At 73.4% G+C, this 13152-nt stretch carries 14 protein-coding genes; 9 read left to right on the forward strand and 5 right to left on the reverse strand.

Annotation, left to right across the window (positions count from 1 at the left end):
* Positions 1 to 18: 18 nt before the first annotated feature.
* Genes C0010_RS06030 through C0010_RS06040 form a run of 3 tightly spaced genes read right to left on the reverse strand, consistent with a single transcriptional unit; the run spans position 19 to position 3072 of the window.
* Positions 19 to 1155 (reverse strand): hypothetical protein, encoded by a 1137-nt coding sequence (locus C0010_RS06030; RefSeq protein WP_105566171.1) that lies wholly within the window; start codon positions 1153 to 1155, stop codon positions 19 to 21.
* A gap of 58 nt (positions 1156 to 1213) precedes the next feature.
* Positions 1214 to 1894, reverse strand: a complete 681-nt coding sequence (locus C0010_RS06035; RefSeq protein WP_105566387.1) for a response regulator — start codon at positions 1892 to 1894, stop codon at positions 1214 to 1216.
* The gene (locus C0010_RS06040; protein ID WP_105566172.1) at positions 1891 to 3072 is read right to left on the reverse strand and encodes a sensor histidine kinase; all 1182 of its coding nucleotides are present in this window, start codon (positions 3070 to 3072) and stop codon (positions 1891 to 1893) included. The genes C0010_RS06035 and C0010_RS06040 overlap by 4 nt, the downstream gene beginning before the upstream one ends.
* Before the next feature lie 77 nt (positions 3073 to 3149).
* Here C0010_RS06040 and C0010_RS06045 point away from each other — a divergent pair, with 77 nt between their 5' ends.
* From C0010_RS06045 to C0010_RS06085, 9 genes are all read left to right on the forward strand, one after another.
* Complete coding sequence (locus tag C0010_RS06045; RefSeq protein WP_105566173.1) at positions 3150 to 3581, forward strand: hypothetical protein; 432 nt, start codon at positions 3150 to 3152, stop codon at positions 3579 to 3581.
* Positions 3582 to 3651: 70 nt separating this feature from the next.
* The gene (locus C0010_RS06050; protein WP_105566174.1) at positions 3652 to 4470 is read left to right on the forward strand and encodes a MurR/RpiR family transcriptional regulator; all 819 of its coding nucleotides are present in this window, start codon (positions 3652 to 3654) and stop codon (positions 4468 to 4470) included.
* Positions 4471 to 4623: 153 nt separating this feature from the next.
* Complete coding sequence (locus C0010_RS06055; RefSeq protein WP_105566175.1) at positions 4624 to 5304, forward strand: tyrosine-protein phosphatase; 681 nt, start codon at positions 4624 to 4626, stop codon at positions 5302 to 5304.
* A complete protein-coding gene (locus C0010_RS06060; protein ID WP_105566176.1) occupies positions 5301 to 6089 on the forward strand; it encodes a metallophosphoesterase family protein in 789 nt (262 codons plus the stop codon). Before C0010_RS06055 ends, C0010_RS06060 begins: the two co-directional genes overlap by 4 nt.
* A 42-nt stretch (positions 6090 to 6131) precedes the next feature.
* Complete coding sequence (locus tag C0010_RS06065; protein WP_105566177.1) at positions 6132 to 7169, forward strand: ABC transporter substrate-binding protein; 1038 nt, start codon at positions 6132 to 6134, stop codon at positions 7167 to 7169.
* Entirely contained in the window at positions 7170 to 8846 is a 1677-nt protein-coding gene (locus tag C0010_RS06070; RefSeq protein WP_105566178.1) for an ABC transporter permease, read from the forward strand.
* Positions 8843 to 9913 carry an ABC transporter ATP-binding protein gene (locus tag C0010_RS06075; RefSeq protein ID WP_105566179.1) on the forward strand — a complete coding sequence of 357 codons (1071 nt, stop codon included), beginning with the start codon at positions 8843 to 8845 and terminating at the stop codon, positions 9911 to 9913. The genes C0010_RS06070 and C0010_RS06075 overlap by 4 nt, the downstream gene beginning before the upstream one ends.
* The gene (locus tag C0010_RS06080; RefSeq protein WP_105566180.1) at positions 9910 to 10446 is read left to right on the forward strand and encodes a histidine phosphatase family protein; all 537 of its coding nucleotides are present in this window, start codon (positions 9910 to 9912) and stop codon (positions 10444 to 10446) included. Before C0010_RS06075 ends, C0010_RS06080 begins: the two co-directional genes overlap by 4 nt.
* A 90-nt stretch (positions 10447 to 10536) precedes the next feature.
* On the forward strand, positions 10537 to 11562 hold the full coding sequence (locus tag C0010_RS06085; protein ID WP_105566181.1) for an Rv2578c family radical SAM protein: 1026 nt from the start codon (positions 10537 to 10539) through the stop codon (positions 11560 to 11562).
* Positions 11563 to 11653: 91 nt separating this feature from the next.
* Here C0010_RS06085 and C0010_RS06090 read toward each other — a convergent pair whose 3' ends face one another.
* Both C0010_RS06090 and erm read right to left on the reverse strand, forming a co-directional pair.
* On the reverse strand, positions 11654 to 11878 hold the full coding sequence (locus tag C0010_RS06090) for a hypothetical protein (RefSeq protein WP_105566182.1): 225 nt from the start codon (positions 11876 to 11878) through the stop codon (positions 11654 to 11656).
* 143 nt (positions 11879 to 12021) lie between these two features.
* Positions 12022 to 12783, reverse strand: a complete 762-nt coding sequence (gene erm / locus C0010_RS06095; protein WP_105566183.1) for a 23S ribosomal RNA methyltransferase Erm — start codon at positions 12781 to 12783, stop codon at positions 12022 to 12024.
* Positions 12784 to 13152: the final 369 nt, after the last annotated feature.

Here is a 13152-nt window from a genome sequence, read left to right on the forward strand (position 1 = left end):
GCGCGGGCGGGAGGGGACTCAGGCGCGCACCGCCTCGCCCTCCTCCGCCCGGTGCAGCGCGTAGCCCCAGGTCGCGAGCCCGAGGAGCGGGCCCCACAGCCAGAACGGGAGCACGAGCGCGATCAGCAGCTCGATGGGTGCTGCGCCCTGCGCGATCCCCGCGACGAGCGAGTCGACCCCGCCGGCCGTGAACAGCACCGCGACGATGGAGGCGGGCACGACCGCGAGCGCCACGGGCACCCGGCCGCCGCCGACGACGGGGACCCAGCGCGGGAACTGCGAGCCCCACGGCATGATGAGCCCGAGCGTGAGGATGCCACCCACGAGCATCGCTCCGGCGAGCATGAGGCCCGTGATCTGCACGGCGGCTCCGCCGGTGGCGAGCGCTTCTCCGCCGAAGAGCGGCCACGGCGTCAGCCAGCTCGCCCTGGCGATCACGTAGGGCGCCGCGCAGCAGGCGGCGAGGACCGTGATCGGGGTGCGCCGGCGCAGCACGAACCGGCCGAGCGCTCCCGAACCCCTGGCGACGGCGAGGGCGCCGCACAGCAGCCAGACGCCCGCGAACAGGATCCACATGACGCCCGCGGCCATCACGACGCCCATCTCCGCGAGGCCTTGGAGCGCACGCGCGTAGAAGGCGCCGACGGGAGCGGGCCCTGCGATCGCCAGCGCGGCGAGCGCCGCGACGCCGAGGAGCACGAGGCCGCCGACGCGGGGCCGCCGGATCGCGAAGACGATCGCCGCGGCGACGAACGAGGGCGGAGCCGTCATCGCCAGCAGGTAACCCGCGAGGACGATGCCGTTGAAGCCCACCAGGCCGAGCGCGGTGACGGAGCCGCACACCAGCCCGACGGCGGCGAACGCACCTCCGGCGCGCGGGCGGGCGAAGAGGACGAAGAGTGCGGTGGCCACGGCCGCGGCCCCGAGGACGGCCTGGATGGCGGCCATGATCGCGGCGCTCGCTGCGCCATCCGGGAGCAGGCGCTGCAGCGCCACGGGCTGTGCGGCGTACGGGCCGAGGCCGGGCGCGACGAGCCAGACGAGCGCCGTGGCGAGCATGGCGACGCCGAGCGCGGCGCCCGCCCACACGAGGCCGCGGAAGCCGGCGCGTTCGGAACGGAGGACTGTGGGGGAGGCGGTGCCGATCGTGTTCATGCGGCAACGATCCCTCGCGCGCACGCCCCGCGGCATCGCCTCCGCGGGCGAGTGCCGGTCACCCGATCGGGTGATCTTCCTCAGCCTCGCCGGGGCGGATCAGGCCGTTCTCGTAGGCCCAGATCACCACCTGTATCCGGTCGGGCAGCCCGAGGCGCGCGAGCACGGCACGCACGTGGGTCTTCACGGTGTTCTCGGTCAGGAACAGCCTCTCGCCGATGTCGGCGTTGGACGAGCCGCGTGCGAGCAGTGCGAAGACCTCGCGCTCGCGCGGAGACAGCGCCGCGAGCGCGTCGCCGTCCGGTTCGACGTGCCGCCGGACGTGGCGGAGCAGCGAGGCCGCCGCGCGCGGCGAGACGGCCGCGTCGCCGTCGGCGACGCGCACGATCGCGTCCGCGAGATCCGCGGGGCGCGTGTCCTTCGTGAGGAACCCGCTGGCGCCCGCGCGGATCGCGGCGAACACGTACTCGTCGAGGTCGAAGGTGGTGAGCACGAGCACCCGCGTCGCGGGGCTCGCCCTCAGCACCTCGCCGGTCGCCGAGATGCCGTCCATGCCCGGCATGCGCACATCCATCAGCACGAGATCGGTTCGATGCGCCCTGACATGCTCGACGGCGGCCGCCCCGTCGCCGACCCCGCCGACGACGCGGATCCGCGGGTCGGCGTCGAGCACCGTGACGAGCGCGTCTCGCAACAACTCCTGGTCGTCGGCGAGCAGCACGGACACCGGCGCGGTCATGCCCGTGCCCCCGCGGGGAGCACGGCGCGGAGCCGCCACCCCGAGCCCCTCGCGATCTCCAGACTGCCGCCCGCTCGCTCGATCCGCTCGGTCATCGCGATCAGGCCCGTGCCGCCGTGCTCCGCGGCGGTCGGTGCGGCGCGGCCGCGCCCGCCGTCGTCCGCCACGACGACCTCCACGTCGTCCTCGCCCCAGGCGACGACCACGTCGATCCGGACAGGAGGTGCCACGTGCCGGATAGCGTTCGTCAGCGCCTCCTGCGCCATCCGGTACGCCGCCAGCTCCGCATCCGGCGCAATCGGCATCGCTCTCCCCCGCACCTCGAGCTCGATCACGTGCTCCGCGCTGCGCGCCCCTTCGACGAGTTCGGGGATCCTGGCGACATCCGGGACCGCCTCGCTCGATGCCGGGCGCGCGTCGAGCACGCCGATCATGCCGCGCAGCCCCTGCATCGCCGAGCGGCCCGTCTCCGCGACCTTCTCGAGCGCCTCGTCGGCGCCGGCGCCCCGCGCGAGGACGCGCGCCGCCTCCGCCTGAGCGATCATGACCGCGAGGGAGTGCGAGACGACGTCGTGCAGGTCGCGGCTGATGCGAGCCCGCTCGTCGGCGACCGCGCGGCGCGTGCGCTCCTCGAGCCGCTCCGCCTCGGCGCTGCGCCGCGTGCGCGACAGGGCGCCGAGCGCCCATGCCGCGAGGATCCCTGCCACGAGCATGCCGGATTCGGCGAGCAGGAGAAGGGGGTCACGGACCCCGCCGCGGGTGGCATCGAGCGCGGTGATGACCACGGCGCCGGCGATCCCGACCGCGAGCGCACCTCGCGAGCGGAGGCGGTCGTCGTCCGCGGCCATCCGCCACACGAGCGGGAGATACGCCAGCCCCGATGGCATCATCGCCGCGCTGGACAGGCCGGGAATGTGTGTGATCGCCAGCGCGAGCATGAGGAGGGAACCGGCGACGAACGCGCCGGTGGGCAGCCACCGCGCGAGGACGTTCGCGGCGTGCAGAAGCGCGCAGAGCGAGATCACCCATGCGCTCAGCGCCGGCGAGATGCCCCGATCCGGCGTCTGGTCGAGCACGACCAGCGTCAGCGGCAGCGCCACGGCCGCTATCAGGGCGGCGGCGACGAGCATCCCGATGCCGTCGAGCCGCGTCTCCGATCGCGCGCGCAGTGTGGCCATGCCCCGAGTATTCCGCCACGGCGCTCCCGCCGCATCACCCGCACGGGTGATCGCGCGCGTGCGGATATCCTGTCGGGATGTCCCCCGGCCTCTTCGCGATCCTCTGGTCGATCGCGATCATCGCGTGGTTCATCCTGGTCGAGCGCCGCTTCGGGAATCGGTTCAGGGCGATGCTCGTGGCGTGGTCGGGCGGCCGGGCCCTCCGCGGTTTCCTCGCGACGACGGGGCTGTATCTCGTGGTGTGCGCGCTCGCGCTGCTGATCACGGTGTTCGCGATCGCCTCGCCGGGCGGCGAGGTCCTGGCCATCGGCCTCTGGCTGATCGGCACGATCGCGCTCGTCCCCGTGAGCATGTTCCCGCTGCACTGGGGAGGCATGATCACGACCGAGGTGCTCCTCGGCCGCATTCCGCGGCGCGTTGCCGCCGCGATCAACGTGCCCGCGTTCCTGCTCGGGCTCGTGTCCGCGATGTCGCTGTTGGCGGCGGGCTTCGCGCTGTTCGCGCCCTGAGGCCGTTCCGACGACCGGCCGACAGGCGTTCGTTCGCCTCTGCGTAACCTGGCGGGTCTACCGTGACGGGATGAGCATCGCCAGGCCCGCTCTCGGCGTCGTCGCCCGGGTGCGCACGGCGCAGTCCTCACTCGGGCCGAGCGAGGCGCGCGTCGCCGACGTGATCGTGGAGCGGCCGGATGACGTCGTCGGCTGGTCGACGGCCGAGCTGGCGGCCGCGGCGGAGACGTCGACGGCCACCGTCATCCGGGCCTGCCAGAGCGTCGGGTTCCGCGGGTTCCAGCACCTCAGGCTGGAGCTGGCGCGGTCGGCGCCGATGGCGCCGCGCGACGAGGCCGACGCCGTGCCGAACACGTTCGACGACGCGATCGAGGCCGTGCGCCTCGCGCAGGAGTGCGTCGACCCCGACCAGATCGACAGCGTCGCCGGCGCGATCGATGCCGCAGGCAGGGTCGTGCTCGTCAGCAACGGCTTCTCGGGCCCGCCTCTGCAGGACTTCGCCATGCGGCTGTCGACGCTCGGCCGCTGCGTGGAGGCGCCGGTCGATGCGCTCGCGCAGCAGTTCGCCGCCCACACCCTCGGCCACGGCGACCTGTGCCTCGCGCTGAGCTACTCCGGTGCGAACGTGCAGACGCTGCGCGCATGCCAGGCGGCGGCCGACCGCGGCGCGACGGTCGCCGTCATCACGAGCTACTCCCGCTCGCCGATCGGCCGGCTCGCGGCGCTCGTCGTGGCGACGGGGCCCGCCGGCGAAGCCCACGACGTCGATCCGTTCCTCGCGCGTCTCGGCCACACGGTGGTGCTGCACGCGCTGCACTCGGCGCTCGAGCCGCGCGCGGGCGTCGTCGAGATGCGCGGCGTCGTCACGGATGCGCTGACCGAGGAATAGGCGCCTCCCCCACGGCCGGCGTCACGCCGACCTCATCGACCGTTCACCTCCGCGCAAGGCGGCCTCCACCGCTTCGTCGTCCGCCGCCGTCAGCCTGTTCCCGTAACCGCGTTCCATAGGTCGCGAAACGCACGTAACACCGAGAGGCCCCGGATGACGCAGCTCGACATCGACGGGATGTTCAACACCAGGGCGCTCGGCGACCCGGCATGGCTCGTGCGCACGGGCGCCCCGGAGCGGGTCACGCCGGAAGGCGCCGCCGCCCTGCGCGGCCTGGGCGCATCGATCGCCGTCGACCTGCGCGAGCCGGACGAAGCCGGCCCCGTCGCACACGGCCTGCCCGTGCGGAGCGTGCCGATCTACGGCCGGCCCGCTCCCCTCACGGGGCGCCTCGAGGAGATCTACGAACGGCTGCTGCGCGAGCGGGGCGCAGCCCTCGCCGAGGCCGTCGGCGCGATCGTCGACGCCGACGGCGCCGCCGTCGTGCACTGCACGGCGGGCAAGGACCGCACCGGCCTCGTCGTGGCGCTCGCGCTCGCGGCCTCCGGCGCGAGCGCCGAGGAGATCGAAGCGGACTACGCGCTGTCGGGAGCGAACGTGCGGCCGGTGCGCGAGCGCGCCGCCCTCGCGATCGCCGACGGGCTGGAGTCCGCCGACCGCGCCGAGATCCTGCGCCTGCACCTCGACAGCCCCGTCGCCGCCGTCCGCCACGCTCTCGACGTGATCGCCGATCTCGGCGGCGCCGCCGCCTACCTCGCCGGGCACGGGCTGAGCCCCGCACAGATCGAGGGGCTGCGCGCGAAGCGCGTCGGCCGCATCGGAGCGCCCGCGTGAGCCGGGAATCGGGCCGCCTCACGGTGCTGCACATCAGCGACGTGCATGCCACCGCCGACGGTCGCCTGTACGACCGGGTCGACGGCGTCGAGCGCCTGCGGGCGGTCGGCGACTACGCGCGCGACGCCGGCGTGACGCCCGAAGCGATCGTCGTCACGGGCGACCTCATCCAACGGGGCAACCCCGATGCATACCCGCGGCTCGAGGCAGCGCTCGACGACCTCGAACGGGCGGCCGGCGTGCCGGTCCTGACGGTGCTCGGCAACCACGACGACGCGCGTGCCGCGCGCGGCATGCGCCGCCACGCGGGAGGGCACCACCGCATCGAGCACATCGCCGGCATGCGCTTCGCGCTGCTCGACTCGTCGACGGGCGCCCTCGGCGCGGAGCAGACCGATTGGCTGCGCGAACAGCTGCGCGAGCCGTACGGCGCGGGCACCGTCGTCGCGCTGCACCATCCGCCGCTCGGCTCACCACTGCCGACCCTGGCCAAGGCCGGGCTCGCCGACGCGGGCGCGCTCCTCGACGTGCTCGCCGGGTCCGACGCCCTCGCCGTGCTGGCCGGTCACTTCCACCACCCGCTCTCGGCGACGCTGCGCGGCGTGCCCGTCTCAGTCGGCCCGGCGCTCGCCTACCACCAGGTGATGAACGCCGGCCCCGATGTCGTGGCCGGCCACGACCAGGCGATGTTCTCCCTCGTGCACCTGCTCCCGGGCGGCGTCGCGGCGACGAGCATCTCCCTCGACTCCCCCGCTCCCCTGTTCACCCAGCCCGTCACCGCCTGACCGGGCGGCCGGATCCATTTCATACCCGAAGAGGAATACACAATGCCCCGCAAGCTCACCCGCCTCACCCCGCTCGCGATCCTCGGCGTCGCCGGCGTCGCGCTCACCGGCTGCTCGTCGGCCGACGCCACCGCCGACGCGGCGGGCGATGCCGCCGAGGACAGCACGATCACGGTCTACACGTCCGAGCCCGAGGAGAAGATGGCGGCGCTGGTCGACGCCTTCAACGCGGAGCACCCCGAGGTGACCGTCGAGGTGTTCCGCGCCGGCACGGGAGACCTGACGACCCGCATCGCGACCGAGCAGGAATCGGGCGAGGGCGTGCAGGCCGACATCCTCCTCGCCGCCGACGCCGCGACGTTCGAGGGCTACGCCGCCGACGACGAACTGCTGGCGTACACGCCGGCCGACGTCGACGCGATCAACCCCGATGTGGTCGACCCCGAGGGGTTCTACACGGGCACCCGCATCATCCCGACCGTCATCGCGTACAACACGACGATGATCGAGGAGGCGGACGCGCCCGCTTCGTGGGCCGAGCTCACCGATGCCGCGTACGCCGAGCAGATCGTGATGCCGAACCCGGACGTCTCGGGCGCCGCCGCCTACAACGCCGCCGTCTGGTCGCTGACACCGGAGCTCGGCGACGCGTGGATGGAGGCCCTGTCGGAGAACACCCCGGTCATCGCTGACAGCAATGGCCCCGTCTCGCAGGCCGTCGCCACGGGCGCTCAGCCGGTCGGCGTCGTCGTCGACTACCTCGTGCGCGAGCTCGCCGACCAGGGCTCGCCCATCGCCGTGTCGTACCCCGAGGAGGGCGTGCCGTTCGTCTCGCAGCCGGCCGGCATCTTCGCGAACACGGACGAAGAGGAGGCGTCCAAGCTGTTCGTCGACTTCCTCGTCAGCGAGGAGGGCCAGAAGCTGGCCGTCGAGCAGTCCTACCTCCCCGTCCGCAGCGACGTCGACACCCCGGAGGGTGCCCCGTCGATGGATGAGATCACCATCCTGAACCCGGCGCTCGAAGACGTGCAGTCGAGCCAGGACGCGGCCGTCGAGACGTTCCGCTCGCTGTTCCTGTAGATGACTGCTGTTGCTGCCGAGCCGGCGGGCCCGGTCTCCGGCCGGGCCCGCCGGCTCGCGCGCCGCTTCGGCGGCGCGGGCATCGCGACCGCCGCGCTGTGGGTCGCGATCGCGTTCTTCGTGCTGCTGCCGATCGGCGCCGTCCTGCACCTCGCGGGCGACGGCAGCCAGGCGGGCGTGCTGCTGCAGGGCGATGTGCTCGAAGCGGCGCGCAACAGCTTCGTCTCGGCGGGGGTCTCGGCCGTGCTCGCGGTCGGCGTCGGCACGGCGCTCGCTCTCCTGCTCGACCGCACCGACGTCCCCGGCCGAGGAGCGCTGCGCCTGTTCGCCCTGAGCCCGTTGCTGATGCCGCCGTTCGTCGGCGCGATCGCGTGGCTCGGCATCGCCGGCCCGACAAGCCCGCTCAACCTCGCCTGGCGCGACGTGTTCGGCTCCCCGCTCTGGTCGATCTACGGCGCCGACGGCGTCATCCTGCTGCTCACGGTGCACAGCTACCCGATCGTGATGCTCATCATCGCGGCCGCGCTGAAGCGCATCCCCAGCGACCTCGAGCAGGCGGCCCGGATGAGCGGGGCCGGCCCCGCTCGCAGCCTCCTGCAGGTCACGGTGCCGCTGCTGCGGCCGGCGCTGCTGTCGTCCTTCATCGTCGTCGCCGTCGGCAACCTCGCCGACTTCGGCATCCCGTCGATCATCGGCCTCCCGGAACGCTTCGTGACGCTCGCGACGCTCGTCTACCGGTATCTCCAGTCGGGCACGGTCGACGAGCCCCTGCAGATCGTCGCCACGATCGGCGTCGTCGTGCTGCTCCTCGCCCTGATCGGCGTCGTGCTGCAGGCGCTGGCCTCCGGCCGCGGCGCCCAGCTCGACATGTCGCAGGCCCGAGCGCAGCGGATGCGGCTCGGCGCCGCGCGCCTCCCGGTCGCGGCGGTCACCTGGGCCGTCGTCCTCGGCATCACGGTGCTGCCGCTGGTCGCACTGGCGACCCAGACGCTGCTCAGGGCGCCGGGCGTCCCTCTGACGTGGGACAACCTCACCCTCGACCACTTCGCCACGGCGCTGACGAGCGAATCCGCGCTCACCGGAGCGGCGAACTCGGTCATGCTGGCCACCCTCGCCGCCGTGGTGTGCGGCGTGCTGGGCCTCGGCATCGGCGTCGCGGTCGCCCGCATCCGCACCCGCCCCGCCCGCTGGTTGGGCGCAGCCGCGAACCTGCCGCAGGCGGTGCCCGGCATCGTGATCGCCGTCGCCTGGCTCATCCTCGCCCCGACACTCGGCCTGTTCAACACCCCGTGGCTCATCCTTTGCGCGTACGTGACGAGCTTCATCGCCCTCGTCGTGCAGGCCGTCGCGGCGCCGCTCGAGTCGACGCCCGCGAGCGCCGAGGAGGCGGCCAGGGTCGCGGGCGCCGGCCGTCTGCGCTCGCTCATCGACATCACGTGCCGGATGGCGCTGCCCGCTGCGCTCTCGGGCGCCGTGCTCGTCGCCGTCACGGCGGTGCGCGAGCTGACGCTGTCCGTGCTGCTGCTGTCGCCGGGTTCGCAGACCCTCGGCGTCGCGATCTTCAACTTCCAACAGGCGGGGGCGTTCTCGACCGCTTCCGCCTGGTCGCTCATCGTCGCGGTGTTCGGGCTGGCTTTCATCGGCCTCGCCACCCGCACGCAGAAGGGTTCGTCATGACATCCGTCACCCTCGACTCCGTGTTCGTCCGATTCCCCGGCGGCAATCTCGGTCTGCAGGACATCGACCTGCGGATCGACGACGGGGAGTTCCTGGCGCTCGTGGGCCCATCCGGATCCGGTAAGACGACCCTCCTGCGCTCGATCGCCGGCTTCGTGGAGCCGGCATCCGGCCACGTCCTGATCGGCGACCGCGTCGTGGCCGGCGGGAAGGCGTTCGTGCCGCCCGAGAAGCGCGGCCTCGGCATGGTGTTCCAGCAGCACGCCGTCTGGCCGCACTGGACGGTCGGCCGCAACGTCGAGTACCCCCTGAAGAGGGCCGGAATCGCGCGCGACGAGCGCCGGCGCCGCGTATCGGAGACCCTCGAGACGGTAGGTCTCGCCGGGTACGACGGGCGCGATCCCTCGACCCTGTCCGGCGGCCAGCGCCAGCGGGTCGCCCTCGCGCGCGCGATCGTCGCGCGACCCGACGTGCTGCTGCTCGACGAGGCGCTTTCGGCGCTCGACGAACCCCTCCGCGACCGCCTCCGGCTGGAGCTGCACGCGCTCACGCGCGAGCTCGGGCTCACGGTGATCCACGTGACGCACGACAGGGCCGAGGCCCTCGCGCTCGCCGACCGGGTCGCCGTGCTCGACGAGGGGCGCATCCAGCAGGTCGGCACGCCGGAGGAGCTGCTCGCCGCCCCCGGGTCGCCCTTCGTGGCGGAGTTCCTCTCGGACGCGACGCTCGTCGACGGGCGGGTCGCGGAGGGTGTGTTCGGAGCCGGCGACCACCCCCTATCGGTTCCCTGCGCTGTCGGCGTTCCGGACGGCGACGCGCGGGCCGCGATCGCCCCCGGTGCCGTGCGGGTCGTGCCCGACGCGGTGGGCGACGCGTCCATCCGCTCGTCGCTGTTCACCCCCTCCGGGAGCGACCTGGTCGTCGACTGGGCCGGGCTCCGCATGCGCGTGCACCACACGGGGCCGCGCCTGCGGGCGGGAGAGCGCGTGCGCGTGGAGGTCGAGCGCGCGAGCGTCTACCCGTCGGTCGCGTCTGCGGCCAGGTCGGCGGAGCGGGTGTCGGCGTGACCCTTGCGCTCGTGCGGCACGGCCGCACCGAATGGAACCGCGCCCGCCGCATGCAGGGCCGCAGCGACATCCCGCTCGACGCGCACGGCCGCGCACAGGCCGACGCCGCCGGTCGCGCCCTCTCCGTGGCGGTGTGGCGGCGGATCGTGACATCGCCGCTGAGCCGAGCGCGCGAGACGGCGGCGATCATCGCGGGGCACATCCCGGGTGTCGGGATCGAGCCGGAGCCGGCACTGGTCGAACGGGGCTACGGCGAGGCGGAGGGCGTCTCCGTCGCCGAGGCGCGTGAGCGCTGGCCCGACGACGACTTCCCCGGCGCGGAGTCGGTCGCCGATGCGACGGCGCGGGGCGTCGCCGCCATCCGGGGCCTGGCGGACGCAGGCCCCGCGACGATCGCCGTCGCTCACGGCACCCTCATCAGGCTCGCCGTTTCGGCGCTGACGGGCGACGACTGCCCCCGCCTCCCGAACGGCCAGGTCGTGCTCCTCGCCCGCGACGGCGACGGGTTCCGCGCGAGCTGGCTGCATGGGTGACGGGTCGGCGGAGCCCGCTGGCGCCGACTCGCGCGGGCCCGGCCGCGCGGCCCGCTTGCAACCGAGTCGAATCTATGTTCGACTGAACGCATGCGCTGGAGTGGACAGACGATCGATCGACAGCAGGAGGCTCTCCCGATCCCCGGCCTCGCGCGGTCGGTCCGGACCCCGGAGTTCGCGGGGATCACGTTCCACGAGGTGATCGCGAAGTCCGCACTGAACCGCGTGCCCGCGGCGAGTTCGATGCCGTTCTCGTGGACGGTGAACCCGTACCGCGGCTGCGCTCACAGCTGCGTGTACTGCTTCGCGCGGAACACGCACCGATACCTCGACTTCGACGCCGGCGACGACTTCGATCGCCAGATCGTCGTGAAGACGAACGTCGCGGCCGTGCTGCGCGCCGAGCTCGGCCGCCGATCGTGGCGGAGGGAGCTCGTCGCGCTCGGCTCCAACACCGACCCGTATCAGCGGGCCGAGGGGCGCTACGGGCTCATGCCCGGCATCATCCGCGCGCTCGCCGAGAGCGGCACGCCGATCTCCCTCCTCACCAAGGGAACCCTGCTGCGCCGCGACCTCCCGCTGCTCGCACAGGCCGCCGAGCACGTTGCGATCGACCTCGCGATGTCCATCGCCGTCTTCGACGACGACCTGCAGCGCGCGGTGGAGCCGGGAACCCCCTCGGCGGCGGCGCGCCTCGCGACGGTGCGCGCGGCCGCCGAGGCGGGGTTCGACGTCACGGTCTTCCTCATGCCGATCCTCCCGTGGCTGACCGACTCGGACGACGACCTCGAGCGCGCCGTGGCCGCGATCGCCGATGCGGGGGCCCGTCGCGTCGTCTTCGGGGCCCTGCATCTCCGCCCCGGCGCGAAGGAGTGGTTCCTCGAGTGGATCGCGCGCGAGCACCCGGAACTGGAACGGGGGTACGCGCGCTTCTACGCCCACGACTCGTACGCGCCCGCCGCATACCGCCGCCGGCTCGCGGAGCGCGTACGTCCCCTGCTGCGCCGCTATGGGCTCGCCCCCGTCGACGACGACGACCAGCCCGAGGCCAGACGCGCGGCGCGCGCATCCGCTTCGTCCGCCCTTTCCCCGGCTGCGCTGCCGACGCTCTTCTAAGGCGCGCGCACGCCGCCGGCGGGTGCGCCTCGCGGGGCACGCCCGCGCGGCAGGCGTCCATCGATGCGCGTGCAGTGTTCGCAGAGCCGGGTCACGCCCTCCCGGCGTTGCGCGGGTGCTGCTTCGACATCCGCTCGTTGCCGCGCCGGTAGTTTCCCGTCGCCCTGGCCATCAACTGCTGCGGGTCGCCGCGCTCCACCTGCTCGAGGAAGGCCGCCGCCTTCACACCGCGCAGGACGGCCGCGCTCTTGCCTCGGTGGGTGATCACGACCTCGTCACCGCGCACGGTGTACGAGAATCCGTTCGGTGTTCCCATCCGGCGAACGTAGCGCAGGCGCAACCCAGCCGCCCGCCCTGGCTGCTCCCACGTCCGGCGCAAACATGCCGCGAACTGCTCCGTCCGACGAATTATCGAGCAGTTCGCGGCATATTTGCGCGACGTGTTCCGCGGCAGGTCCCCTACTCCCCCAGGCGCCGCCAGAGGGCCGCCCATTGGCGCGGCGTCAGGTCGCGCGGCAGGGCGCGCGGATCGATGCCGTGGTCCGCCATCGCACGCCGGGCGCGGCCCCGATCGGCGCGGGTCGCGTTGGCGACGACGCGGTCGAGCGATCCTCCTCGACCGGTGAACATCGCGCGCACGAATCGCTCGTAGTGCGCGCGCTGCGTCTTGGGAACCAACGGCTCCACGCGGCGGCTGATCCGGATGATGCCGCCGTCGACGCTGGGGCGCGGCCGGAAGCTCCCGGCGGGCACCCTCCCGTGCAGCGAGAAGACGAACCACGGCGAGGTCTGCGCCGTCAGCATGGTGGAGCCGCCGACGCCGCACCGCTTGCGCGCGACCTCCCACTGCGTGAGGAGCACGGCCTCGTTCCACGACCCGGCGGTGAGGAGCCGGCGCAGGATCGGGGTGGTGAGGTGGAACGGGACGTTGCCGACGATCACGGGGCGGTCGAGGGCGACCGTCAGCGCGTCGGCGCGCTGAACCGCAACGCCGGGGAGGGCCCTGCGGAGGCGCGCGACGCGGTGCTCATCGATGTCGATGGCGGTCAGCGGCCTGCCGAGCCCGGCGAGCGGCCCGGTGAGGGCCCCGTCGCCGGCGCCGAGCTCGAGGATCGGGCCCCGGGTCGCCGCGGCGAGATCCGTGACTCTGCGGATGGTGGGCGTGTGGGTGAGAAAGTTCTGGCCGAGCTCGTGCCGGCCGCCGTGGGTTGAACGACGCATGTTCGCGCTCCAAGGAGGAAGAGGTGGAGCGCCTCGAAGACGGATCGGCCGTGAAGACCGCAAGCAGGGTGCAGAAGACCGTCGTTCCGAGACGCGAAGGGTCTCTCGGATGGACGACGCGCGAGGCGTTCTGCGAGGCGCGCCGTCAGGCGCGGCGGTCGCGTACGGCAAGCGTGTGCGTCACTGCGAACACGCTGGTCTGACTGCTCATGCCAGGAATCATACCGGGTCTCGGGCCGAACGCGCACCCCGAACCCGGCGCCGCCCCGGAACCGCGGGCGTCACACCGGCGGCGCGTCGACTGCGGGGCTCACGGGGCGGAGCGACGACGAGGCGGCGCCCCGGCATCACACGGGGCGCCGCCCTTCG

Origin of the sequence: Microbacterium halophytorum (assembly GCF_002970975.1) — a bacterium.
GTDB lineage: Bacteria > Actinomycetota > Actinomycetes > Actinomycetales > Microbacteriaceae > Microbacterium > Microbacterium halophytorum.

Bases quoted from the DNA above. Each gene is read 5' to 3' on its own strand.
- C0010_RS06085 (WP_105566181.1), top strand. From the start codon at position 10,537: ATGCGCTGGAGTGGACAGACGATCGATCGACAGCAGGAGGCTCTCCCG.
- erm (WP_105566183.1), bottom strand. From the start codon at position 12,783: ATGCGTCGTTCAACCCACGGCGGCCGGCACGAGCTCGGCCAGAACTTT.
- C0010_RS06090 (WP_105566182.1), bottom strand. From the start codon at position 11,878: ATGGGAACACCGAACGGATTCTCGTACACCGTGCGCGGTGACGAGGTC.
- C0010_RS06065 (WP_105566177.1), top strand. From the start codon at position 6,132: ATGCCCCGCAAGCTCACCCGCCTCACCCCGCTCGCGATCCTCGGCGTC.
- C0010_RS06075 (WP_105566179.1), top strand. From the start codon at position 8,843: ATGACATCCGTCACCCTCGACTCCGTGTTCGTCCGATTCCCCGGCGGC.
- C0010_RS06070 (WP_105566178.1), top strand. From the start codon at position 7,170: ATGACTGCTGTTGCTGCCGAGCCGGCGGGCCCGGTCTCCGGCCGGGCC.
- C0010_RS06045 (WP_105566173.1), top strand. From the start codon at position 3,150: ATGTCCCCCGGCCTCTTCGCGATCCTCTGGTCGATCGCGATCATCGCG.
- C0010_RS06040 (WP_105566172.1), bottom strand. From the start codon at position 3,072: ATGGCCACACTGCGCGCGCGATCGGAGACGCGGCTCGACGGCATCGGG.
- C0010_RS06055 (WP_105566175.1), top strand. From the start codon at position 4,624: ATGACGCAGCTCGACATCGACGGGATGTTCAACACCAGGGCGCTCGGC.
- C0010_RS06035 (WP_105566387.1), bottom strand. From the start codon at position 1,894: ATGACCGCGCCGGTGTCCGTGCTGCTCGCCGACGACCAGGAGTTGTTG.
- C0010_RS06030 (WP_105566171.1), bottom strand. From the start codon at position 1,155: ATGAACACGATCGGCACCGCCTCCCCCACAGTCCTCCGTTCCGAACGC.
- C0010_RS06050 (WP_105566174.1), top strand. From the start codon at position 3,652: ATGAGCATCGCCAGGCCCGCTCTCGGCGTCGTCGCCCGGGTGCGCACG.